The sequence below is a fragment of the Bradyrhizobium sp. SZCCHNR1002 genome (assembly GCF_032381435.1).
In the GTDB taxonomy this organism is placed as follows: domain Bacteria; phylum Pseudomonadota; class Alphaproteobacteria; order Rhizobiales; family Xanthobacteraceae; genus Bradyrhizobium; species Bradyrhizobium aeschynomenes.
This window is the reverse complement of the sequence record NZ_JAUHIS010000005.1, coordinates 14,016-35,875: the sequence shown is the minus strand read 5'-3', so window position 1 is coordinate 35,875 and position 21,860 is coordinate 14,016. Positions and strand designations below refer to the sequence as shown.

At 65.1% G+C, this 21,860-nt stretch carries 20 protein-coding genes; 13 read left to right on the top strand and 7 right to left on the bottom strand.

Annotated features, from left to right (window positions below):
- Nucleotides 1–192 precede the first annotated feature (192 nt).
- The 4 genes from QX108_RS22825 to QX108_RS22810 form a co-directional block, all read right to left on the bottom strand.
- The gene (locus QX108_RS22825; protein ID WP_315782982.1) at nt 193–1,092 is read right to left on the bottom strand and encodes an ABC transporter permease; all 900 of its coding nucleotides are present in this window, start codon (nt 1,090–1,092) and stop codon (nt 193–195) included.
- Nucleotides 1,089–2,102: an ABC transporter permease gene (locus QX108_RS22820; protein WP_315722552.1), complete on the bottom strand. Its 1,014-nt coding sequence runs from the start codon at nt 2,100–2,102 to the stop codon at nt 1,089–1,091. The genes QX108_RS22825 and QX108_RS22820 overlap by 4 nt, the downstream gene beginning before the upstream one ends.
- 196 nt (nt 2,103–2,298) lie before the next feature.
- Complete coding sequence (locus tag QX108_RS22815; protein ID WP_315782980.1) at nt 2,299–3,921, bottom strand: ABC transporter substrate-binding protein; 1,623 nt, start codon at nt 3,919–3,921, stop codon at nt 2,299–2,301.
- A gap of 197 nt (nt 3,922–4,118) precedes the next feature.
- Entirely contained in the window at nt 4,119–5,540 is a 1,422-nt protein-coding gene (locus tag QX108_RS22810; protein WP_315799604.1) for a caspase family protein, read from the bottom strand.
- Between the two features lie 100 nt (nt 5,541–5,640).
- On the opposite strand from QX108_RS22810, the gene QX108_RS22805 reads away from it, so the two are divergent.
- The 3 genes from QX108_RS22805 to QX108_RS22795 are packed head-to-tail and all read left to right on the top strand — an operon-like array spanning nt 5,641 to nt 7,207.
- On the top strand, nt 5,641–6,207 hold the full coding sequence (locus QX108_RS22805) for a hypothetical protein (protein WP_315722558.1): 567 nt from the start codon (nt 5,641–5,643) through the stop codon (nt 6,205–6,207).
- Nucleotides 6,208–6,226: 19 nt separating this feature from the next.
- On the top strand, nt 6,227–6,712 hold the full coding sequence (locus QX108_RS22800) for a hypothetical protein (RefSeq protein WP_315782976.1): 486 nt from the start codon (nt 6,227–6,229) through the stop codon (nt 6,710–6,712).
- 18 nt (nt 6,713–6,730) lie between these two features.
- A complete protein-coding gene (locus tag QX108_RS22795) occupies nt 6,731–7,207 on the top strand; it encodes a hypothetical protein (RefSeq protein WP_315782974.1) in 477 nt (158 codons plus the stop codon).
- Nucleotides 7,208–7,217: 10 nt separating this feature from the next.
- Here the strand turns inward: QX108_RS22795 and QX108_RS22790 are convergent, their stop codons facing one another.
- Together QX108_RS22790 and ugpB are read right to left on the bottom strand one after the other, a co-directional pair.
- Nucleotides 7,218–8,171 (bottom strand): phosphotransferase family protein, encoded by a 954-nt coding sequence (locus QX108_RS22790; RefSeq protein ID WP_315782972.1) that lies wholly within the window; start codon nt 8,169–8,171, stop codon nt 7,218–7,220.
- Nucleotides 8,171–9,496 carry a sn-glycerol-3-phosphate ABC transporter substrate-binding protein UgpB gene (gene ugpB, locus QX108_RS22785; RefSeq protein ID WP_315782970.1) on the bottom strand — a complete coding sequence of 442 codons (1,326 nt, stop codon included), beginning with the start codon at nt 9,494–9,496 and terminating at the stop codon, nt 8,171–8,173. Before ugpB ends, QX108_RS22790 begins: the two co-directional genes overlap by 1 nt.
- A gap of 599 nt (nt 9,497–10,095) precedes the next feature.
- On the opposite strand from ugpB, the gene QX108_RS22780 reads away from it, so the two are divergent.
- From QX108_RS22780 to QX108_RS22740, 9 genes are all read left to right on the top strand, one after another.
- The gene (locus QX108_RS22780; RefSeq protein WP_409998552.1) at nt 10,096–12,030 is read left to right on the top strand and encodes an ATP-binding protein; all 1,935 of its coding nucleotides are present in this window, start codon (nt 10,096–10,098) and stop codon (nt 12,028–12,030) included.
- Entirely contained in the window at nt 12,000–13,745 is a 1,746-nt protein-coding gene (locus QX108_RS22775; RefSeq protein ID WP_315722567.1) for a DUF3369 domain-containing protein, read from the top strand. Before QX108_RS22780 ends, QX108_RS22775 begins: the two co-directional genes overlap by 31 nt.
- Complete coding sequence (locus QX108_RS22770; protein WP_315722569.1) at nt 13,742–14,488, top strand: response regulator; 747 nt, start codon at nt 13,742–13,744, stop codon at nt 14,486–14,488. Before QX108_RS22775 ends, QX108_RS22770 begins: the two co-directional genes overlap by 4 nt.
- Nucleotides 14,489–14,728: 240 nt before the next feature.
- Entirely contained in the window at nt 14,729–15,340 is a 612-nt protein-coding gene (locus QX108_RS22765; protein ID WP_315722571.1) for a sigma-70 family RNA polymerase sigma factor, read from the top strand.
- A gap of 346 nt (nt 15,341–15,686) precedes the next feature.
- Nucleotides 15,687–17,090 (top strand): cytochrome ubiquinol oxidase subunit I, encoded by a 1,404-nt coding sequence (locus QX108_RS22760; RefSeq protein ID WP_315722573.1) that lies wholly within the window; start codon nt 15,687–15,689, stop codon nt 17,088–17,090.
- Nucleotides 17,087–18,097, top strand: a complete 1,011-nt coding sequence (cydB, locus tag QX108_RS22755; protein WP_315782967.1) for a cytochrome d ubiquinol oxidase subunit II — start codon at nt 17,087–17,089, stop codon at nt 18,095–18,097. The genes QX108_RS22760 and cydB overlap by 4 nt, the downstream gene beginning before the upstream one ends.
- The gene (locus QX108_RS22750) at nt 18,097–18,222 is read left to right on the top strand and encodes a DUF2474 family protein (RefSeq protein WP_315722577.1); all 126 of its coding nucleotides are present in this window, start codon (nt 18,097–18,099) and stop codon (nt 18,220–18,222) included. Before cydB ends, QX108_RS22750 begins: the two co-directional genes overlap by 1 nt.
- A gap of 109 nt (nt 18,223–18,331) precedes the next feature.
- Nucleotides 18,332–18,925, top strand: coding sequence for a L,D-transpeptidase (locus tag QX108_RS22745; protein ID WP_172110343.1), 594 nt, complete (start codon nt 18,332–18,334; stop codon nt 18,923–18,925).
- Between the two features lie 66 nt (nt 18,926–18,991).
- Nucleotides 18,992–20,029 (top strand): amino acid ABC transporter substrate-binding protein, encoded by a 1,038-nt coding sequence (locus QX108_RS22740; RefSeq protein ID WP_315722581.1) that lies wholly within the window; start codon nt 18,992–18,994, stop codon nt 20,027–20,029.
- 453 nt (nt 20,030–20,482) lie between these two features.
- Here QX108_RS22740 and QX108_RS22735 read toward each other — a convergent pair whose 3' ends face one another.
- Nucleotides 20,483–20,626: a hypothetical protein gene (locus tag QX108_RS22735; protein ID WP_315722583.1), complete on the bottom strand. Its 144-nt coding sequence runs from the start codon at nt 20,624–20,626 to the stop codon at nt 20,483–20,485.
- A 457-nt stretch (nt 20,627–21,083) separates the two neighbouring features.
- On the opposite strand from QX108_RS22735, the gene QX108_RS22730 reads away from it, so the two are divergent.
- Nucleotides 21,084–21,539, top strand: coding sequence for a fasciclin domain-containing protein (locus tag QX108_RS22730; RefSeq protein ID WP_315726504.1), 456 nt, complete (start codon nt 21,084–21,086; stop codon nt 21,537–21,539).
- Nucleotides 21,540–21,860 lie beyond the last annotated feature (321 nt).

The window sequence follows — 21,860 nt, the reverse complement described above, 5'->3', positions numbered from 1 at the left end:
CCCGTTCTTACGGGGAGAGGGTTAGGGTGAGGGGCAGCCGCGCGGGTAGTACTAATTGGTGAGACCTGTACCCCCTCACCCGGATTGCATCTTCGATGCAATCCGACTTCACAGCGCGAGCGCAGCTCGTCGCGCCCCCGCAAGCGGGGAGAGGTTAAGGAAGATCCAGTCAAGCAACACACACTCATCGCCTCACGTCCTGCGCTGGGGATCGACGATGTCGCGCAGGCCGTCCCCGAGCAGGTTGAAGCAGAACACGGCGATCATCAGCGCAAGGCCGGGAAACAGCGCGATCCACCATTCGCCCGAGACCATGAAGGAGGCACCCTCGGCGACCATGATGCCCCATTCCGCCGTCGGCGGCCGCACGCCCAGGCCGATGAAGGACAGGCCGGCGGCGTTGAGGATGGCGTAACCCATGGTCAGCGACATCTGCACGATCATGATCGGCATGATGTTGGGCAGGATGTGGCCGAGCAGGATGCGCATCTCGCTGTTGCCCGACAGACGTGCGGCCTGCACGAAGCCGGCGTTACGGCGGACATTGGCTTCCGCGCGCGCGACGCGGGCATAGAGCGGGAAGTTCACGATCGCGGTCGCGATGATGATGTTCTGCACGGTGTTGCCGAGCGCGGCGACGATACCCATGGCCAGCACGAACAGCGGAAACGCCATGATCGTATCGGCGATGCGGCCGACGACGCGGTCGGTCCAGCCGCCGAAGAAGCCGGCGGCGACGCCGGCGAGGCCGCCCATGAAGAACACCAGCGCGACGGAGGCGACCGCGATGAAAGTATCGAGCCGGGTCGCGACCACGACGCGGCTGAAGATGTCGCGGCCGAGCTGATCGGTGCCGAACCAATGCGCCGCCGATGGCGGCTTCAGCGCGGAGGCGGTGTCGCTGGCGAGCGGATCATACGGCACGATCCAGGGTCCGAAGATCGCCGCGAACAGGATGATCACCAGCAGCCCGAAGGCAAAGCCGGTGACCTTGTTCTCGGCGAGCACATAGCGCGCATGCCCGATCAGGGCGACGAGTCCGGATGTGCGGGTGGAGACGGCAGATTCCAGGGTCGGCGCGACAGTGCTCATCCTTCCAGCCTCACACGGGGATCGATGACGCCATACAGAATGTCGATGACGAGGTTGAGGATCACGTACATGACCGCCATCGTCAGCACGAAGCCCTGCACCGGCGCGAAGTCGGAAGCGATCAGCGCCTCGACTGCGTAGGAGCCGATGCCCGGCCAGGCGAAGACCTTCTCCACCAGCACGTTGGCGCCGAGCAGGAAGGAGAACACCATCGACAGCGTGGTGATCACCGGCAGCATCGCGTTGCGGAACGCATAGGTGACGGTGACGGTCGAGGGCGACAGGCCCGAGGCGCGCGCGGTGCGCACGAACTCCGACGACAGGATCGCCAGCATCGAGGCGCGCGTCATGCGCGCGATCGGCGCCAGCGAGAAGATCGCGAGCGTCGCGGCGGGCAGGATCAGCTGGCTCAGCGCCGAGCGGAACGCCTCGCCGTCACGGGCGATCAGCGTGTCGATCAGGTAGAAGCCGGTCACATTGTTCGGCGCGCTGTAGAACACGTCGAGCCGGCCGAGCGGCGCCGGCGACCAGCCGAGCCGGAAGTAGAACACGTAGACCAGCACCAGGCCGGTGAAGAACACCGGCAGCGAGACGCCGGCCGTGGTGACGACACGGCAGGTGTGATCGATCCACGATCCCGGCCGCGTCGCGGCGAGCACGCCGAGCGGCAGCGCGATCGCGACGGAGACCAGCAGACCGAGCAGCGTGAGCTCCGCCGATGCGGGCAGGCGGTTGCGGATCTCGGTGGCGACCGGCTGTCCCGTCGTCAGCGAGCTGCCGAGATCGCCATGGGCGAGATCGACGGTGTAGCGGAAAAACTGTTCGACCAGCGGCTTGTCGAAGCCGAGCTTCTTGCGGATCTGCTCGACCGCTTCCTTGGTCGCAGCGGGACCGGCGAAGTAGGCCGCGGGATCACCCGGCAGCGCGCGGGTGAGGAGGAACGTGACGATCACCACGCCGATCAACGAGGGGATGGCGAAGGCAAGGCGCTTGGCGATCAGGCTCAGCATGGGCAAACATTCCCCATATCTGCGCTCGACGTCGCCCCACGGCGCAGTGCGCTCCCTCCCCCCTTGTGGGGGAGGGCTGGGGAGGGGGGGGAGTCGAGAAGGCGGTGCGCGTGGCTACCCCCCTCCCTGCCCCTCCCCCACAAGGGGGGAGGGAATGAGAGAGATCGGGCCGCCTCACTCGCCCCAATCACGATCCTCACCCCTTCACCAGCGCGCGGTAGTCGAGCCGGCGGTGGAACCAGTACTGATAGCCGGAGATGTTCTTCTGCATCGCGACGTTGACGAACGGCTGATACAATGGGATGCGCGGCACCTCGGCGAAAGCGAGATCGACGAAGCCCTTCACGTCGGCATCGTACGTCGCCTTGTCGCCGGTCGCGGCGGCGTCGCGGGCGCCGTTGATGAGCTTGTCCATCTCCGGCGACTTGTAGCTCATCGTGTTGAACACAGAATTGTTGCCGTGATAGCACCAGTAGAAGAAGTACTCGGGGTAATCGAGCCAGCCCGAGAAGATGTTGGTGAAGAGCGGCATCTCCTTCTTGTTCAGCTCGGTGCGCCAGTTGGCGCCGGGCACCTTGTTGATCGTCGTCTTGATACCGAGTTGCGCCAGGCTCTCCTGCACCAGCACGCAGAGCGGCTCGTTGACCTGCGCGAAGTTGAGATCGAACGAGATTGTGGTCTCGAAGCCCTGGGCGTAGCCGGCCTCGGCCAGCAGCGCCTTCGCCTTCTCCATGTCGGTCGCGTACTTCGTCGGCTGCGGCCAGGCCACCTCGGTCGCCTTGTCGGCCGGCGCACCGAACATCGGATTGGCGAGGCCGAACATCACGGCGTCGATGATCTTCTGATACGGCATCGCATAGGCGAGCGCCTGGCGCACCTTGGGATTGTCGAACGGCGGCTTGGTGACGTTCATGCCGATGTACTGGATGCCGTTCGAGATCGGCAGCGAGATCACGGTGTGCTTGCCGTTCGACTTCATCTCCTGGAAGTCCTTGTTCGGCAGCTCATAGGAGATGTCGGCGTCGCCGCGCTCGAGCAGCGCCCGGCGGTTGCCGGCCTGCGGCACCATGCGCCAGATCACGCGCTTGATCTTGGGCAGCGGACCGCACACCCAGTCGTCATTGCGCTCCATGATGACTTCGGTGCCGGCGGTCCACTTCGTCACCTTGTAGGCGCCGGAGCCCGCGGTCTGCTGCTTGGTGTATTCGAGGCCCCACGGGTCCTTTTCGGTGGCGTTCTTCTTCACCAGCTCGGAATTGACCACGCAGGGCACGATGACCGCGAGATCGGGGATCGTCAGCCGGTCCTTCTTCAGGAAGTCGACCCTCACAGTGTGGTCGTCGACGATGACGAACTGCTCGGGCTTGGTCAGCGAGCCCGCGCTCATCTGGAAGGTCGGAAAGCCGCCGACGCTGACGGCGCGGTCGAGCGACCACTTCACATCCTTGGCCGTGACCGGCGTGCCGTCGTGGAATTTGGCGTTCTTGCGCAGCTTGAAGGTGGCGGACATGTCGCCGATGGTCATGTCCTCGGCAAGCTCGGGCTTGAACTTGTCGCGGTCGTAGTAGGGCACGCCGCCCGGGCCGCTCTTCATCTCGTGGCTGATCAGCCGGTCGTAGCAATTCCAGGAGACTTCATAGCCCGGCACGTTGGTGCCGATGCCGTGAATGTCGAGGTTGTTAGGACCGCCCTCGGACACGATCAGCAGCGTCTCGGACCGCGCGTCCGCTTTGGCGGAAGACATGACTGCCGGCGCCATCGGCAGCGCAGCCCCAGCAGCCAGGCCGGAAACGGACTTTAGAAAATCACGACGCTTCATCAAATGCTCCCACCAGAATACGACCGGCAGGGAACGGGATCGCAAGCTTCGTGCCAAGTCGGCCGGACAGCCAACTGATTGAACACGCGACGATTTTCAAAATAGGTCGAGTGCGGCCGCCGCGCCGTTGCATACATGAAGTCAAAATTGACTAGAATATGTGCAGACAGTTCCCACTGCTGATCGATCACCGCGCCCTATTGGCAAAAGTCCTCGTTGTTGATGCGCAGGCAGCGCGGACTCGCCGCGACCTTCTGGCGCGAACAGCCGTCCCTGGCGTCGATCTTCTTCAGCGCCCGCAGCGCGGCCATTGTCGGGCGGTACCAGAGATAGTGCTCATCGGTGAGCTGCGAGGCACGCCGGAGGCCGCCGACCGTCGCCGCATCGAACATCCCGCTGGGCTGTCCGCCGAAGCAGGCGAGGCGAGCCAACTCGTCCTGAAGCCGGGAAATCAGCTCGCGCCCTTCAAAGGTCGGTCCGGCGCTGTCGAGCACCGCCGCCTCACGGAGCCGCGACGCTGCGGCGCGCGCCTCGGCCGCCTCGGGCGAGTCCGGGAATAGCGACGCCACGAGATCGAACGCATCGGGGGTGCGGACCTTGCGGGCCCTCGTCAGCACCTCGGCCGCGGTCGAGACATTGGCGGACGCGCGATCGGCGGACGCTGCCCTGCGCTGCTGCAGAACGCTGCGCGCTCGTGCGGCCTCCTCGCTGCCCGGAAAGCGGTCGACGAGCAACTCGAACAGAGCGAGGTTGTCGGTTTCGGTCGCTGCCGCAAGCAGTTGAGCTGAAGGGCTCGGCGGCGGTGCCGGCTGGACGAAGTAGAAGTCCGCCTCGATCGAGGTCGACTCCCAGGGGATCTGCTGCTCGGCAGTCGCCAGACGAACCTGGCGTCGGACGCTCTTGAAGACGTCTTCGAGCTTCTCGCCGGGCGCGCCGATCGCCTGCGCGAGCGCGAGCGTGTAGGGGCTGTGACCATTGTCACCGTCGAAAGCCGCTTTGCCGGAGCCGGTGGCCGACGCGATGAAGGCGCCGTAGACCGCGCCCATCGGCGCCAGCCCGAGCAGAGCATTGGCCGTCGCGGCGCCTTCCGGAAACGGATTGTCCCGGCACGCATCGAGGATCAGAATGTTCACCCGGTTACCGGCCGACGACAGCCGGTCGGCGATGCGCTTGACGCTGACGGCATGGCCGGCGATGTCGGCCTTGCGCTTGATCTCCGCGTCGACCGGCACGAGATAGTTGATCCCGTCGCTCTCCAGGCCGTGACCGGCATAGTAGAGCACCGACACGGCGTCGGGCCCGCGCTGCTTGATCGCCTGCACGAACGCCTCGACATCCTCGCTCATGGCTTTGAGCTCGCGGTTGGCCTTCAGCGTCACCTCGAAGCCGAGTTTGCGCAGCCTGTCCGCGATCAGGTCGGCGTCCTTGCCGGGATTTTCCAGCGGCCTCAGCCGGGCATACGCGGCATTGCCGATGACGAGCGCGACGCGCGGTGCCGAGGCCGGCACCGTCTTCCGCGGGACTTCGGCAGCAAGACCGGCCGCCAGACCTTGAAAGACGAGCAACAGCGTCAGAGACACCAGAGGCCAGACCGAGTGCCGGAAAAATGTTGTTCGCATGTCCGTAGTATATCGAAGCGCCGGCAGCCGGCCACCATCATCGAATTGACGTCAGACAGCGTCTATGGTCCGCTTTGCCTTTCCATTCCGCAGCGCCCTGATGCCGCGATTTTCATTCATATTGCTGATGAGCTGCTGTCTGTGGAGCGCCTCGGCCGCTGCCGAGGTACTGAGCGGCCGCGAATTCCAGAACCTGCTGGCGGGTGGGCCGGAGGGGACCACGATCGTCTTTCGCGGCGGCACGGACAAATTGTTCTTCTCCCCCACGTTGAAGAACCGACTGCGGGCGAGCCCCGAACTGGGTCCCGATTTCATCAGGCAGAAGATCCTGCGCAGCACCGTCGCCGAGGGCGTGTTCGTCAGCGCATCGATCGAGAACGGCAAGCCGCGCATGATCAGCGGCATTGCCGGGATCGCCGCCGACAGTGACAGCGGCCACGGCATCCTGACACTGCTGCAGACCTTTCCCGACGACACCAGCCTCAAGGCGTTCGAGAAGCGCGACCGGCTCTATGCCGTCGTCATCGTCGAGGACGCACCAGGCGGCGTTGTGTGCCGCAAATCACAGTGGGAGAAGCTGTTTGCGCTCAAGGGAGATCCGAAGATGACAACGGTGCCGTGCGAATTCCTGGTGGGCAACGCGATCACGCCGTCAGCGGCTCCGTGAGGACGACGAGGGGGACGATATGAGGAATGTTGGCGTTCGCAGCGCGCCGCTCGCGCGGGGTTCTCGACATTGGCTGCTGGTGGCGGCGCTGGCGCTGATCACACTGCTCGGATCGCTGCCGACAAGACCGGCGATGGCGGCAGCCATTCTGAACGCGGCAGCCACCACCGCCGTCGGCGGGCTCGGCATCTGCAGCAGCAAGCAGGGCAAGGACCTCTACAATTGCGTCGCCGATGTGCTCGACCGCATGGCCTCCAGCATCGGCGCCGCCAATGTCCCGGAGACGCAGCGTGCGTTGCAGACCGCGGCGGCCGGATTGCGCGCCGCCACATCCAAGTCCCAGGCGATCTCGGCGATCGCGCGCTGCCAGTCGGTGATCTCGGGAGCGCTCAAACAGGTGCGCGCGGCCGGCGGTCGCTACGTCCCGGGATGGGGCGACACCGGCCTGACCTCCATCTCCAGCGTGCTGTCACGCGCGATCCAGTTGATCCAGAGCAAGGGCTGACACAACGGAGAAATGAAAATGCCCGCTCAGCGACGAATGTCCGCCGTGCGTCTCTTGACGCCGATCCTGGCCTTGCTGGGGTTCAGCCTCCTCGCCGGCACGCCCGCGCGCGCGGATGCCGGCATGGCCGCGGCAGCAGTGTCAGCGAATGGAGGTCTTGCGGCCTGCTCCGCCAATACGGGCAAGGCGCTGTATGATTGCATCGCCAATGTCCTGGACAGGCTGAGCAGCGACATCACGGCGCCGGGCGTCCCGGAGACGCGCCGGGCGCTCAGCAATGCGGCAGCGAAGCTGCGGGCCGCCACGACCAAGGCGCAGGCCTTGTCCGCCGTCACGCAGTGCCGGGCGCTGATTTCAGGGGCGCTCGCGAAGGTCCGCGCGCTGGGCGGCGGCTATGTCGCCGGCTGGGGCGGCGGCGCCGGAGGGGGTTCGGGGCTGGCCGCGGTCGCCGATGTGCTCGCGCGCGCGGCGAAACTGATACAAACCAAAGGCTGAGCCGTGCGTGTCAACCCGGCCAGACCAGTTCCTGCAGCTCATCGAAGCTTTGGACCTTGGCCGGCCAGTCCGGTATGCAGATGTGCCGGACGGGATCGCTGGCCTGATGCAGCAGCATCAAAGCGAGCAGCCGGCGCTTCAGCGTCCAGGTGAGGTCCGCCGGCGTGAGGCCATAGCCCTCGAACAACGCACGCACGCGTCCCGCATGTCCGGCCGCCATGAACGCGCTCGGCCCGAGCAGGTCGTATTCACCGAACCCCGTGAAGACATCGCCGAAATCGAACAGGCCGCTCACGCGCCAGCCGTCACCGTCGCGCGCGATGAGGAAATTCTCCGGGATGTATTCGCCGGTCAGAATGACTGACGGCGGATCTCGCGGCAACAGGGCGGCCGCCTGCTGCAGCAGAACATCAAGTCCGTCGAGAAGCCGTTCCGGCAAGCCCAGCCGCGTGTGGCGCGCACGGCATCCGGCCATTTGCGCCTGCAGGACATCGGGCCAGCGCGGTTCGAGCGCAAGCAGTTCGCCGGGCGGGATACGCTGCACGTCCGCGATCAGGCGACCGAGTTGCCGAAGCAAATTTTGCTTGTCGGCCTCTGCCAGCTGCGGCCAGACCTCTGCAGCGGCGATGCCGTGGAGCCGCGTCATGATCAGGTAGGACCAGCCGTCGCGCTCTCCCTCATGCAGCAGTTCGGGCGTCGCAACGGCGGCAAGGCGCTTGAACACCACCCGCAGCGTGGCTCGCTCCGACAGGAATTGCCTGCGATGGATGGATGGGAAGATCTTCAGAATTGCATCGCCGCCGAGTGCTGCGACGAGATTGGTGCCTGCCGTAAAGGGCACGAGGCGCGCGCCGCCATACCCATGGCCGTCGACGACGTCCCTCGCGGCCGGCAGCCACTGCCCTCCATCGGCACGCAGGCGCCTGAGCTCGGCCGCATCGGTCACCCGTGGCAACGCCGTCATCAGCGATCCGGACTGGCGCGCTCGAATTGCCGCAGCAGCCGGTTGCCGCGCTCAACGGCCGCATCGAGCGCGGCCTGCGCCGGCTTGCGGCCGCCGAAGGCCTGCTCCATCTCGTCCTCGATCGCATCGCGGATCAGCACGAAGGAGCCGAGCCGCAGCCCTCTGGAATTTTCTGTCGGCGGATGCAGCGTCACCTGCTCGATGGAGATCGCCGTCCCGGGATTACGGTCGTAGAAGCCCTGTGCGCGAGTCAGATCGAACGCGGCCCGCGTGATCGGCAGATAACCCGTGTTCTGGTGCCAGGCCGCCTGGATGTCAGGGCGCGACAGATAGGCGAAGAATTTGGCGACGCCCTTGTACTCGGCGCCGGGACGATCGCGCAGCACCCACAAGGTCGCACCGCCGATGATCGAATTCTGCGGCGCGCCGGCAATGTCGGGCCAGTACGGCATCATGCCGTAGCCGACCTCGAACTTCGAATTGGCCTTGATGTCGGCGCGGGTGGCGGAAGAGCCGATGAAGATACCGCACTCGCCTTTCTGGAAGCGCGGCTCCGCAGCCTGACCACGTCCGGCATAGTCGAAGACCTTGCTCTTCTGCCATTCGGCGAGCTGCGCGACGTGACGGCTGACCTGCGGATTGTTGAAGGTCAGGACGGCGTCGAGGCCGGCAAAGCCATTGGCTCGCGTCGCGATCGGCAGATTGTGGAAAGCAGAAAAATTCTCGATGTTGATCCAGGCCGGCCAGGAGGTCGTGAAGCCGCAGGCCATGCCGTGCTGACGCAGCCGCTTGGCGGCTTGTCCGAGCTCGGGCCATGTTCTTGGCGGCACCGCAGGATCGAGACCGGCTGCACGAAACTGATCCTTGTTGTAGTAGAGAATCGGTGTCGATGCATTGAACGGGAAGGACAGCATGTTGCCGTCGGCATCGGAGTAGTAGCCGGCGACAGCCGGCAGATAGGCCGATGGCGAGAAGCTCTCCTGCTCGTCGCGCATCAGATCGAACACGGGATAGATCGCGCCCTTGGCCGCCGTCATGGTGGCGGTCGCGATCTCGTTGACCTGCACGATGGCAGGTTGCGTGCGCGAGCGGAACGCGAAGATCGCGGCCGTCACCGTTTCGGTGTAGCTCCCCTTGTAGCTCGGCACGATCCGATATTCGGACTGGGAGACATTGAAGCCGTCCGCCAACCTGTCGACCTGCCGGCCGAGCTCTCCCGACATCGCGTGCCACCACACGATCTCGGTGGCGGCATGGGCCGTGGCGGCGCAGAACGCCGTGCAGAAAAGAATTGCAATGGAAACAGAGCGAAAGAAGACCGTCACCGGAGGCCAGCTCCAAATTCGATGAATGAACGCGCGTGAATTGAAAGTCGCAATCGGACCAAGTTTAAAGTTCGGCAACCGACGGCTGCAACAAGTTTCAGGCAAACCATTGACGCGTAGCGCTTTGGCGTCAGAATGGCCTTATAGCACCTGCCAAGGACCGACATTGAACCTTTTCGTTTTCAGGCCGACCTCATCATCAAGGGGAAAGTGTTGCCTGTGTACCGCGCCCGCCTTTCGTTGATCTCGAGAGTGGACGCCTCGCCGGTGCTGACGCAGGCTGTGGCGGGCGCGCGACGCTGCTTGCCGCTTTCGGAGTTCCCATGCCTTGCCGCGCGGCCTGGGACGAGGCCGGTTGCGTCGCAACAGGCGCAACAGGCGCAACAGGAGAGCCTCGCTGCGCAAGACGGATCCCGCGCAAGCCGGTTCCCGGCAAGCCCGAGGTAGCGATCGTGGCACGCTTCAAGCAGCGGGGATCCGTCGAGCGACCGCTCAGCCTGGCGGTGCTCGGCCGTGCGCGGATCGTCCGCGTGCTCAGGGCGGTGCCGATCCGCTGGCGCATCCTGTCCATCGCGGCCCTCAACTCGGCCGTCGTGATCGTGCTCGCGGCGCTGATCTGGAACGGCGCGCAGGTGTTGGGAACCGCTTGGGACGACGTCCGCCAAGTGCGCGAGTCCGACAAGGTGCTGGCGCTGCTGGAAAGCGAGACCAGCCGGCTGCAGAACCTGATCCATCGCTACATCAATCAGCCGAGCCCGGAGCTGTTCGCCGAAATCCTGCTGCTGCGCGAAGCCGTGCTGGGCACGCTGACGACCCGTGCTTCGACGGACCCGATGCTGTCGGGATCTGTCGAGGAGCTGGAGCGGGTCACGGTTCGCTTTCTGGACGGCTTCGGCGAGCTGCGCGGCCTGCAGGCCACGATCTCGAAGACCTATGAGGACGAGGTGCTCGGTCCCGCCCGCGACATCGCCGGACTCTATTCGGTGATCGAAGGCGCGACCGGCCACCGCGACGCACAGATCTGGCCCTCGCTCGGCAAGTCGCGCGAAGCGTTCACCGCGATGCTGGTGGCCGCGAACTCCTATTATCTGTCGCTCGCCCCCGCTTCCGCCGATGATGCCCGCCGCAACATCGAAACGATCGAGAAGACCATTCCCGTCATGTCGGGCCTTGCCGACAATGACCTGCAGCGCCTCGCTCTGCAGCGGCTGTCGGCGCGGACCGCGGCGCTGCGCGCCGGGTTTTCCAAGCTGACCGACCAACTGAGCAATCGCACCGAGCTCCTGCGCAACACCATCGATGCGAGCCAGGCCGAGACGATCGCCGCCATCGACGGCCTCTCGGTGAAGATGCGTCAGCACGAGCAGAAGGCGCAGGCGACATTCGACAAGACGCTGCGCGACATCTCCCGCCGCGTGCTGTCGATCGCGGTTGTCTTCCTCGGCATCATCCTGTCCGCCGGCGTCCTGATCGCACTCTCCATCCGCCTTCCGCTGCAGCAGATCATGGCGTCGATGCGCGCGATCACGCTGGGCGACTACGATCGCAAGGTCCAGGGCACCGACGCCCGCGACGAAGTCGGCGCGATGGCGCGCGCCGTCGAGATCTTCCGCGAGAATGCGATCGCCAAGCGTGAGACCGAGGACGAGCTGCGGACCTCCAAGGAGAAGGCCGAGAGCGCGCTGCTCGAGCTCAATGCCGCGCAGCGCAATTTGATCGATGCAGAGCGGCTGGCCGCGCTGGGCGGGCTCGTGGCCGGCGTCGCGCATGAGGTCAACAATCCGATCGGCATCAGCCTGACGGTGGCGTCGAGCTTCGCGCGCCGCGTCGAGATGTTCGAGGCGGCCCTGCGCTCGCCCGAAGGCGGCCTGCGCCGGTCGCAGCTGGAGGAGTTCGTGCGTTCCTCGCGCGATGCGTCCGAGCAGCTGGTCGCCAATCTGCAGCGCGCCGGCGAGCTGATCCAGTCGTTCAAGCAGGTCGCCGTCGACCGCTCGCATGCGGAGCGGCGGACCTTCGTGCTGAGCGAGGCGACCGACCAGATCATCACCAGCCTGAAGCCGGTCCTCAAGCGCGCGCCGATCACGCTCTCCGTCGACGTCCCGGAGGGCCTCTTCATCGATGGCTATCCCGGGTTCTACGGCCAGATCCTCACCAACCTGTTCCTCAACGCCGTCAACCATGCCTTTGCCGACGGCCGCGCGGGGATGATCTCGATCACCGCGCGGCCGCGCGGCGCGGATGACATCGAGATCATTTTCGCCGATAACGGTGCCGGCATGACCCCCGACGTGCAGCGCCAGGCCTTCGATCCGTTCTTCACGACGCGCCGCAACGAGGGCGGGACGGGACTGGGGCTGCATATCGTCTACAATCTCGTGACGCAGCAGCTCGGCGGCCGCATGATGCTGGAATCCCGCGAGGGACAAGGCACGACTTTTCGGATTATCATGCCCCGGGTCGCCAAGGGCGGCGCCGAGACAGCAATAGGTGACGGAACGACGCAATGGCCGAACAGGACGATGTCCTCCACCTGATCGACGATACCGGCTTCGACGAGGACGCCCAACCGGCCCGGAAATGGAAGATCGCCGTCATCGACGATGACCATGCCGTGCACGAGGGTACGCGCTTTGCGTTGTCGGACTACAGCCTGAACGGACAGGGGCTGGAAATCCTCTCGGCCTATTCGGCCGCCGAGGGCCGCACTCTGATGCGCGAGCATGGCGACATCGCCGCGGTGCTGCTCGACGTCATCATGGAGACCGACGTCGCCGGCCTCGAACTCGTCGAATACATCCGCAACGAGATCAAGAACGAGACCGTCCGCATCATCCTGCGCACCGGACAGCCCGGCCAGGCGCCGGAGCGGCGCGTCATCGTCCAGTACGACATCAACGACTACAAGGCCAAGACCGAGCTCACCGCCGACAAGCTGTTCACCTCGCTGACCGCGGCGCTGCGCAGCTATCAGCAGCTCGAGCGCATGGTGCAGACCCGGCGCGGCCTCGAGATCATCATCGACGCCGCCTCGACGCTGTATGACTTCAAGTCGATGCAGCGGCTCGCCGAGGGCGTGCTGACCCAGATCGCCTCGCTGCTCAACGTCGATTGCGCAGGGATCCTGGTGCTGCGCGACGACGGCAGCCAGACCGAGGATTTCTCGGTGCTGGCCGGCTCCGGCTGCTACAGCCGCTTCTCCGGCGCCGTCACCTCGCGATCGCTCGATCCGGATCTGCGCGACATGGTCGAGGCCGCCTTCCGGCAGCGCACGAACGAATTCGCCGACCACAAGACGGTGCTGTATCTGCGGACCGGCTCCGGCCGCGAGGTCGTGGTGCTGCTGCAGGCCGAGCGGCCGCTGTCCGAGACCGACCGCTCGCTGGTGGAGATCTTCTCGAGCCGGCTGTCGATCGCCTTCGACAATGTGATCCTCTATCAGCAGCTGCACGAGGCCAACACCCAGCTCGAGGACCGCGTCGCCCAGCGCACCCGCGCGCTGATGCAGGCCAACAGGCGGCTGTCGGCGCAATGGCTGCGGCTGCAGCGCGCGAACGGCTTCAAGAACGAGATTCTGGGCACCGTCGCCCACGATCTCAAGAACCCGCTCGGGGTGATCCTCGGCCGCACCGAAATGCTGACCGAGCTGATCGCGACCGGGGCTTCCGCTGAGGGCATCACCAGCCAGATCGGCCACATCCGCGACGCCGCCAAGCGGCTGACCTCGATGGTCGACCATCTGATCTCCGATGCGATGGCCGACGCCTTCGACATCACCATCCGCCGAGAGCCGGTCGACGTCGCCGCGCTGATCCATGAGGTCGTGGAGGCCAACCAGCCGCTGGCGCTGAACAAGCAGCAGGTCATCGCCGTGTCGGCGCCGCCGCAGCTTTCCACCATGTGCGACATCGACCGCATCCGCGAGGCGATCGACAATCTCCTGAGCAACGCCATCAAATACAGTCCGATCGGCGGCCGCATCAGCGTGAAGGTCGCCGGCGACGGTGACAACACGATCATCGGCATCACCGACCAGGGCGCCGGGCTGTCCCCGGAGGACCTCGGCCGGCTGTTCGGCCGGTTCCAGCGGCTGTCGGCCAAGCCGACCGCCGGCGAGAGCTCGACCGGGCTCGGCCTGTCGATTGTCAAACGCATCGTCGACATGCATGGTGGCGAGGTGACGGCCAAGAGCGATGGGCCGGGATCGGGGTCAACCTTCACCATCACACTGCCTGCGGCCGAGTTGTCATGAGTCAGAGCCAGCACATCATCATCGTCGACGATGAGGCCCCCGCCCGCGAAATGGTGGGGGATTACCTCAAGATGCACGGCTTCACGGTGACCTTGTGTGACGGCGGCAAGAGCCTGCGCAGCGCCATCGAGACCGGCCCTGCCGATCTCGTCGTGCTCGACCTCAACATGCCCGAAGAGGATGGCCTGTCGATCATCCGTGACCTCAAGGGCCGCACCAACATCCCCGTCATCATGCTCACCGCCACCGCCAGTCCCATCGACCGGGTGGTCGGGCTGGAGCTCGGTGCCGACGATTATGTCGCCAAGCCCTGCGAGCTGCGCGAATTGATGGCCCGGATCCGCTCCGTGCTGCGCCGCAGCGTGCCGGCCAAGGCTGCCGTTGCGGCCGCCCCGGAGCCAGCTCCCGCCAAGGCTCCGGACCCCCAGCTGGTCCGGTTCGGCACGAAATGGCTCGACCTCGATGCCCAGGCGCTGCGGGACGATGAAGGCAACGAGCACCCGCTGACGGCCTCCGAATTCGGCCTGCTGAAAGTCTTCGCCGCCAACCCGAAGCGGGTGCTGTCGCGCGAGCGGCTGCTGGAGCTCGCCAATGCCAGGGATGCCGAAGCGTTCGACCGCGCCGTGGACCTGCGCATCATGCGCATCCGCCGGAAGATCGAGCCTGACCCGACGAAACCGGCCGTGATCCGCACCATTCGTGGCGGCGGCTACCTGTTTTCGCCGTCCGGCGAAAAGGCCTGAATCAGCTTTTCGGCGTGGTTCGCACGAGCGCAGCAGCGGCTTTCGTGCCTGATTCAGTTCCGCATCTTGGAATACGGCACAATTCCGCCATGACTGTTTCGCGATGTGCGGCGCGACGAAACAATTCTGCAGTCGCACGAAACCATTTTCCTGTTTTCGTGCAGACGTCCCGAAACGGGCGCTCATTAACAATCCATCCCGTCGAAACGCCGCAAGGGGGCGGTGGAACGGGAGAGTGTCATGCAGAACGTCGTTGCCATCAATTCCGCAGCCAGCCAGGGCATCATCGCGGCCCAGGCGACCACGGACGACATGCTCCTGGAGAGCATTTCCGATGGCGATCGCACCGCGATGCACACGCTGTATGCGCGTCACAATGTGCGGGTCTATCGCTTCATCCTGCGCATCGTCCGCGACACCACCGTCGCCGAGGACCTCGTCAGCCAGGTGTTCCTGGACGTCTGGCGCACCGCCAAGCAGTTCGAGGGCCGTTCGCAGGTCTCGACCTGGCTGCTGTCGATCGCCCGCTTCAAGGCCCTCACCGCACTGCGCCAGCGCCGCTTCGAGGACATCGACCAGGACGAGGTGCGCGAGATCGCCGATGACTCCGACACGCCGGAGACGTCGCTCGAGCGCTCCACCACCAGCGCCATCCTGCGGGCCTGCGTCGCCAAGCTGTCGCCGGCCCATCGCGAGATCATCACCCTGATCTACTACCACGAGAAGTCCGTGGAGGAGGTCGGCCAGATCATCGGCATCCCGCAGTCGACGGTGAAGACCCGCATGTTCTACGCCCGCAAGCACCTCGCGGAACTGCTGCGCGGCGCCGGCGTTCACAGCCTGGCGGCCTGATCGCCATTCTTCCTCGTCGGGGCCGGCGTCCCGGCGGGTTCCCGTGACACAGAGAAAATCGCCGAATGAAACAATTGAAACATTCGGCGAAATCACCTGGAAAATTTCGGCCACTAGAACGTTATCCATCGACAGAGCGTCAGTCCCCCAGCTGATCTCGGTCTCGAGCGAGCAAATTCCACCTCCAAGGTTGCTCCGAAGGCCCGGCGGATGCCCCCGCCGGGCCTTCGTCGTCTGTGGACCCGCAATGCAGTCCATAGGGCGATTTGACCATTTGATATCGCCTCATCCCGGTGCAATGGTCCGCGCGAGAGGGGCCCAAGCCCCGCAATGACGGACGGTGCGAATGTTCGGTTTGGATGCGGTGGAGCTGGCGCGCGCGCAATTCGCCTTCACGGTCACATTCCACATCATCTTCCCTGCCTTCTCGATCGGGCTCGCTTCCTACCTCGCCGTGCTCGAAGCGCTGTGGCTGTGGACCGGGCGCGACGTCTATCTCAACGTCTTCAATTACTGGCTCAAGATCTTTGCCATAGCGTTTGCGATGGGCGTCGTCTCCGGCATCGTGATGTCCTATCAGTTCGGCACCAACTGGTCGGTCTATTCCGACAAGGTCGGACCGGTGATCGGCCCCCTGATGGCCTATGAGGTGCTGACCGCGTTCTTCCTCGAGGCCGGCTTCCTCGGCGTCATGCTGTTCGGCCTCAAGCGCGTCGGACCGAAGCTGCATTTCCTCGCCACCCTGATGGTCGCGATCGGCACCTTGATTTCCGCGTTCTGGATCCTCTCCGCCAACTCCTGGATGCAGACGCCCGCCGGCTATGCCGTGAATGCCGAGGGCCAGTTCGTCTCGGTCGACTGGCTCGCCGTGATCTTCAACCCGTCCTTCCCCTACCGCCTCGTGCACATGGTGCTGGCGGCCTATCTCACCACCTCGCTCGTGGTCGGCGCGGTCGGCGCCTGGCATCTGCTGCGCAATCCGCATCTGCCGGGACCACGCGTGATGTTCTCGATGGCGATGTGGATGGCCGCGCTGGTGGCGCCGCTGCAGATCCTCGTCGGCGATCAGCATGGCCTCAATACCCTCGAACACCAGCCGGTGAAGATCATGGCCATGGAGGGCCATTTCGAGAGCCACAAGGATGGCGCGCCGCTGTATCTGTTCGGCTGGCCCGACCAGGAGAAGGGCGAACTGAAATGGGCGCTCGGCATTCCCAAATTCGGCTCGCTGATCCTCAAGCACCAGATCGACGCGCCGATGGCCGGGCTCGACACCGTGCCCCGCAAGGACTGGCCGCCGGTGCCGATCACCTTCTGGTCGTTCCGCATCATGGTCGGCCTCGGCCTCCTGATGCTCGCGCTCGGCCTGTTCAGCCTCTGGGAGCGCTGGCGCGGCCGGCTGTACATCAATCGCGGCCTGCATCGCTTCGCGATTGCGATGGGTCCCGCCGGCTTCATCGCCGTGATCGCCGGCTGGGTCACCACCGAGACCGGCCGCCAGCCGTTCACCGTGTACGGGCTGCTGCGCACCGCCGATTCCGTGTCGCCGCTGGCGGCGCCGGCGGTCGGTGCGTCGCTGCTCGCCTTCATCATCGTGTATTTCATCATCTTCGCCGCCGGTGTGCTGTACATCCTGCGCCTGATGGCCGAGCCGCCGCATCCCGGAGAGTCCGGCCCGAGCAGTGAGCCGCCGATCCGCACCGCGGGCGTCACGCCGGCCGCCGGCGTCGTGCAGGGAGCCGGATCATGACCGTCGCCGTCGATCTCGCCACGCTCTGGGCGTTCATCATCGCGCTCGCCGTGTTCATCTACGTCGTGATGGACGGCTTCGATCTCGGGCTCGGCATTCTCTTCCCGCTGTTTCCGGGCAAGCAGGACCGCGACGTCATCACCAACACCGTCGCGCCGGTGTGGGACGGCAACGAGACCTGGCTGGTGCTCGGCGGCGGCGGGCTGATGGCGGCGTTTCCGCTCGCTTATTCCATCCTGCTGCCGGCACTGTATGCGCCGCTGATCGCGATGCTGGTCGGGCTGATCTTTCGCGGCGTCGCCTTCGAATTCCGCTGGCGCACCCGTGCCACACGCAATCTCTGGGACATCGCCTTTGCCGGCGGCTCCTGGGTCGCAGCATTGGCGCAGGGCATCGCGCTCGGCGCCATCCTGCAGGGCGTGCACGTCGAAGGCCGGCACTATGCCGGCGGCTGGTGGGACTGGCTGACGCCGTTTTCCATCCTCACCGGCATCTCGCTGGTGGTCGGCTACGCGCTGCTCGGCGCGACCTGGCTGATCCTGAAGACCGAGGGCGACCTGCGCGACAAGGCCTACCGCATCAGCTGGGTTCTGCTGGTCCTGATGCTGCTTGCCATCGCCGCCGTGAGCCTGGCAACGCCGCTGCTCACCATCCAATATGCGCAGCGCTGGTTCAGCTGGCCCGCGATCGTCCTCACCGCGCCGGTGCCGCTCGCGGTGGTCGGCGCCACCGTGCTGCTGATGAAGAACCTCGCGCAGAAGCACGATGGCTGGCCGTTCTTCCTCGCGCTGGCGCTGTTCTTCCTGTCCTATGCCGGCCTCGGCATCAGCATGTATCCCTACATCGTGCCGCAGAGCGTCACGATCTGGCAGGCGGCGGCACCCGAGCGCAGCCAGTTGATCATGCTGCCCGGCGTGCTGGTGCTTGTGCCGCTGATTCTCGGCTACACCGGCTGGGCGTATTGGGTGTTTCGCGGCAAGGTCGGTCACGACGCCGGCTATCATTGATGCCGTCTGAACCGCCCGCGCCGCTCGCGAAACGCCTCGCCTGGTTCGTCGCGCTATGGTTGGCCGGCGTCGCGGCGGTCGCGACCGTCGCCTTCCTGCTGCGGCTCTGGATGAAGCTCGGATGACGGCGGACGACTCGCGCTCAGCTTGACTTTGCTGCGAATATGCCCCTGAAATTTGGCGGGTGGTTTTGATCGGGCAAGCTTCGCAGGGGTCCGTCGAGGAGAGCTTTGAATGCCGAGTTTCCGTCGCCTGCTGTGTGCCGGCAGCGCCATCATCGCGCTGGCGCTGTCCACATCGCATAGCTTTGCCCAATCCGAGGACCCCGGCGATCAGCCCGGTCTCGTCGCCGATGACGGCTACGAGCTCGATCCGGAATGGCGCAAGCAGGTCGTCTATTTCCGTACCAACGAGCCGCCGGGCACCATCATCGTCTCCACCGCCGAGCGTCACCTCTATCTGGTGCAGCCGGGCGGCCGCGCCATCCGCTACGGCATCGGCGTCGGCCGCGACGGCTTCCAGTGGCAGGGCCTGCTGTCGATCACCAAGAAGGCCGAATGGCCGGACTGGACGCCGCCGCCGGAGATGATCCAGCGCCAGCCCTATCTGCCGCGCTTCATGGCCGGCGGTCCCGGCAATCCGCTCGGCGCGCGCGCGATGTATCTGGGCACCACCGTGTACCGGATCCACGGCACCAACCAGCCCTGGACCATCGGCAGCAAGATTTCCTCCGGCTGCTTCCGCCTGGTGAATGCCGATGTCGCCGATCTCTACGACCGCGTGCCCGTCGGCACCAAGGTCGTGGTGCGGCAGAAGCCGGAACTGTGACGGCGGCCTCTGCCGCCGGACATTCAGCCATCGCTTTGTCCTGACATTTTCCGAAAGAGATTGACCATGCGCACTTTCCGAGGCGGCCTGCTGATCGGGCTCGCCGTCGCCGTCCTCGTCGCGGCGCTCGCCGTCACCTATGAGATGTACGACACCCGCACACTGAAGCGCACCGTCCGCCGCGGCGAGGTGCTGTGCGGCGTCAATGCCGGCCTGCCCGGCTTTTCGATTCCCGACGACAAGGGCAATTGGACCGGCTTCGACGTCGACTTCTGCCGCGCGGTGGCGGCGGCGATCTTCGACGATCCGAAGAAGGCGAAGTTCATGCCGCTCGACGCCAATGAGCGCTTCAAGGAGCTGCAGAGCCGCAAGGTCGACATCCTCTCGCGCAACACCACCTGGTCGATGGCGCGCGAGCAGAACTACGACCTGTATTTCCCGGCGGTCGCCTATTACGACGGCCAGGGCTTCATGGTGCCGCGCTCGCGCAAGCTCGAGACCGCGCTCGACCTCACCGGCAGCAAGGTCTGCGTGCAGGATTCGACGACCAACGCGCTCAATCTCGGCGACTATTTCCGCGCCAACAACATGAAGTATGAAGAGGTGAAGTTTCCGAAGCTCGACGACGTCATCAAGGCCTATGACAGCGGCAAGTGCGACACCTTCACCGCCGACGTCTCGCAGCTCTATGCGCTGCGGCTGATCCTGTCGAAGCCTGCCGATCACGACATTCTGCCCGACCTGATTTCGAAGGAGCCGCTCGCGCCCGTGGTGCGCCAGCGCGACGACGACTGGATGATGATCGTGAAGTGGACGCTGTATGCGATGATCAATGCCGAGGAGCTCGGCGTCACCTCCAAGAACATCGACGAGGCACTGAAGTCGAAGAAGCCGGACGTGATGCGGCTGGTCGGCAACGAGGGCACCTACGGCCAGGATCTCGGCCTGTCGAAGGACTGGGCGGCGCGCATCATCCGCCACGTCGGCAATTACGGCGAGGTCTATGAGCGCAACGTCGGCAGCGAGTCCAAGCTGAAGATCCCGCGCGGCATGAACCAGCTGTGGAACGCGGGTGGGATTCAGTACGCACCGCCGATCAGGTAGGCCTGGGATTTCGATCGCCGACTTCTCCGCCTCGGCAACTCTCGCAACACGCTCGGTGCACCCTCTCCCCTTGCGGGAGAGGGTGGTTTCGATGCGCAGCATCGAAACCGGGTGAGCGGTTGCCACGAACCCGGAATTGAATGTGAGGCACCACCCCCTCATCCAAGCGAGTTTGTAGTTGGCTCTTGTGTAGCCCTCCCACAAGGGGAGAGGGCGCATTCATGAGCACTGCGCCTGCTGCACCTGCAATATTTCAAGCACACAGCCATCAACCTTCTCGCGACGCCCTCCGCGTCCGAGCTTTGCCAATTGTCCGCCCTTCGGAAGAACGAGGGCGCAGGGAAGGCCAGGTGCCGACTGGCACCTGCGGTCCGCCTGCGTAAAAGAATGCAGGCGGCAGAACCACAGGCTCAGCCGGAGCAACCCGGCCTTCCCTGCGCGATGGATTGACGCTTATGGCGCGCTCTCCTCGGTGTCCGGCTTGTTAGCCACCGTCACCGGCAGGATCATCATCACCCGCCGATTTGGCATCAGCATCGCGATGCCGGGACCACACGCTTTCACGTCCGCATCGGCATCGTCCGTCGGCGCGATCACGCGCTGCGATCCGATACGGCCATCGCATCACCGGCCCACGTTTCGTGACGATCGCGAAGCGCCCCTCGTGCAGGCCGTGACGGCAGCGAATGTGCGGCTGATTTGCCCGACGACACAACGCCCGTCGGATTGCGACAAAATGGCACGACGGGCAAAAATACCTGCACGTCCGCGCAATTAGTCCCGCTGAATCAGCTGTCTTCCGCACGTCGTCCTGACCGCGACACTCTGCTCACGAGTTCGTGAACGCGCGCTCAAATCCATCCGAACACAGCGGTCGTAACGACCTCGACCAATCCGGTCGGGGTGATGCGACCCTGCACCACAGGGAGAACGAGGGGCGCAATTGCTTTCTGCGCATCAGCCAACTCATCAGTTCAGTTCACAAGGAAACATTCGAATGACGCTGGGAATCCGTTCGTTCGTCGCCGGCGCGTTGATGCTGGGCGCGCTCTCCATGTCAGCAACCGCGGCACGCGCCGCTGATATCGTCGACACCGCCGTCGGCGCCGGCCAGTTCAAGACGCTGGTCGCCGCCGCCAAGGCTGCGGGCGTCGTCCCGGTGCTGAAGAGCAAGGGCCCCTTCACAGTGTTCGCGCCGACCGATGCGGCCTTCGCTGCGCTGCCGCCGGGCACGGTCGAGGACCTGCTCAAGCCGAAGAACAAGCGCAAGCTCGCCGCGATCCTCAAGTATCACGTCATTCCGGGTGCGGTGAAGGCGGGCGACGTCGCCGGCAAGAAGCTCAGCGTGAAGACGGCGCAGGGCCAGCCGGTGGCCGTCGACGGCACCTTCTTCGGCGTGCAGGTCAACGACGCGCATGTCGTGCAGGCGGACATCATGGCCTCCAACGGCGTCATCCACGTCGTCGACAAGGTGCTGCTGCCGCCGGCCAAGACAGCGATGCATCATTGATCAAGCGAGAGCATTGAAGGACGAGAGCGCGCCGTCGGTGACGGCGCGCTCTTTGTCTTCAGCTATCAAGTTGGACTTCCGAGGGCTCATTGCCGTGTTGGCGGCAAGTCGTGGCCCGGCTCGAGCCACACCCGCCGCCGTCGTCCCGGCGAACGCCGGGACCCATAACCACAGGAGGACGTGGTGACCCGCGGTGACAGCTCCGGCCTTCGCCAAATTCCGGACGGTGGCTATGGGTCCCGGCTCGAGGCCGGGACGACACCATTTTTGTAGGCCTAGATCGGCCCTCAGCCGTAGGGTTAGGCGACCGCATCTTGCAGG

Bases quoted from the DNA above. Each gene is read 5' to 3' on its own strand.
- QX108_RS22825 (WP_315782982.1), bottom strand. From the start codon at position 1,092: ATGAGCACTGTCGCGCCGACCCTGGAATCTGCCGTCTCCACCCGCACA.
- QX108_RS22820 (WP_315722552.1), bottom strand. From the start codon at position 2,102: ATGCTGAGCCTGATCGCCAAGCGCCTTGCCTTCGCCATCCCCTCGTTG.
- QX108_RS22815 (WP_315782980.1), bottom strand. From the start codon at position 3,921: ATGAAGCGTCGTGATTTTCTAAAGTCCGTTTCCGGCCTGGCTGCTGGG.
- QX108_RS22810 (WP_315799604.1), bottom strand. From the start codon at position 5,540: ATGCGAACAACATTTTTCCGGCACTCGGTCTGGCCTCTGGTGTCTCTG.
- QX108_RS22805 (WP_315722558.1), top strand. From the start codon at position 5,641: ATGCCGCGATTTTCATTCATATTGCTGATGAGCTGCTGTCTGTGGAGC.
- QX108_RS22800 (WP_315782976.1), top strand. From the start codon at position 6,227: ATGAGGAATGTTGGCGTTCGCAGCGCGCCGCTCGCGCGGGGTTCTCGA.
- QX108_RS22795 (WP_315782974.1), top strand. From the start codon at position 6,731: ATGCCCGCTCAGCGACGAATGTCCGCCGTGCGTCTCTTGACGCCGATC.
- QX108_RS22790 (WP_315782972.1), bottom strand. From the start codon at position 8,171: ATGACGGCGTTGCCACGGGTGACCGATGCGGCCGAGCTCAGGCGCCTG.
- QX108_RS22775 (WP_315722567.1), top strand. From the start codon at position 12,000: ATGGCCGAACAGGACGATGTCCTCCACCTGATCGACGATACCGGCTTC.
- QX108_RS22770 (WP_315722569.1), top strand. From the start codon at position 13,742: ATGAGTCAGAGCCAGCACATCATCATCGTCGACGATGAGGCCCCCGCC.
- QX108_RS22765 (WP_315722571.1), top strand. From the start codon at position 14,729: ATGCAGAACGTCGTTGCCATCAATTCCGCAGCCAGCCAGGGCATCATC.
- QX108_RS22760 (WP_315722573.1), top strand. From the start codon at position 15,687: ATGTTCGGTTTGGATGCGGTGGAGCTGGCGCGCGCGCAATTCGCCTTC.
- cydB (WP_315782967.1), top strand. From the start codon at position 17,087: ATGACCGTCGCCGTCGATCTCGCCACGCTCTGGGCGTTCATCATCGCG.
- QX108_RS22750 (WP_315722577.1), top strand. From the start codon at position 18,097: ATGCCGTCTGAACCGCCCGCGCCGCTCGCGAAACGCCTCGCCTGGTTC.
- QX108_RS22745 (WP_172110343.1), top strand. From the start codon at position 18,332: ATGCCGAGTTTCCGTCGCCTGCTGTGTGCCGGCAGCGCCATCATCGCG.
- QX108_RS22740 (WP_315722581.1), top strand. From the start codon at position 18,992: ATGCGCACTTTCCGAGGCGGCCTGCTGATCGGGCTCGCCGTCGCCGTC.
- QX108_RS22730 (WP_315726504.1), top strand. From the start codon at position 21,084: ATGTCAGCAACCGCGGCACGCGCCGCTGATATCGTCGACACCGCCGTC.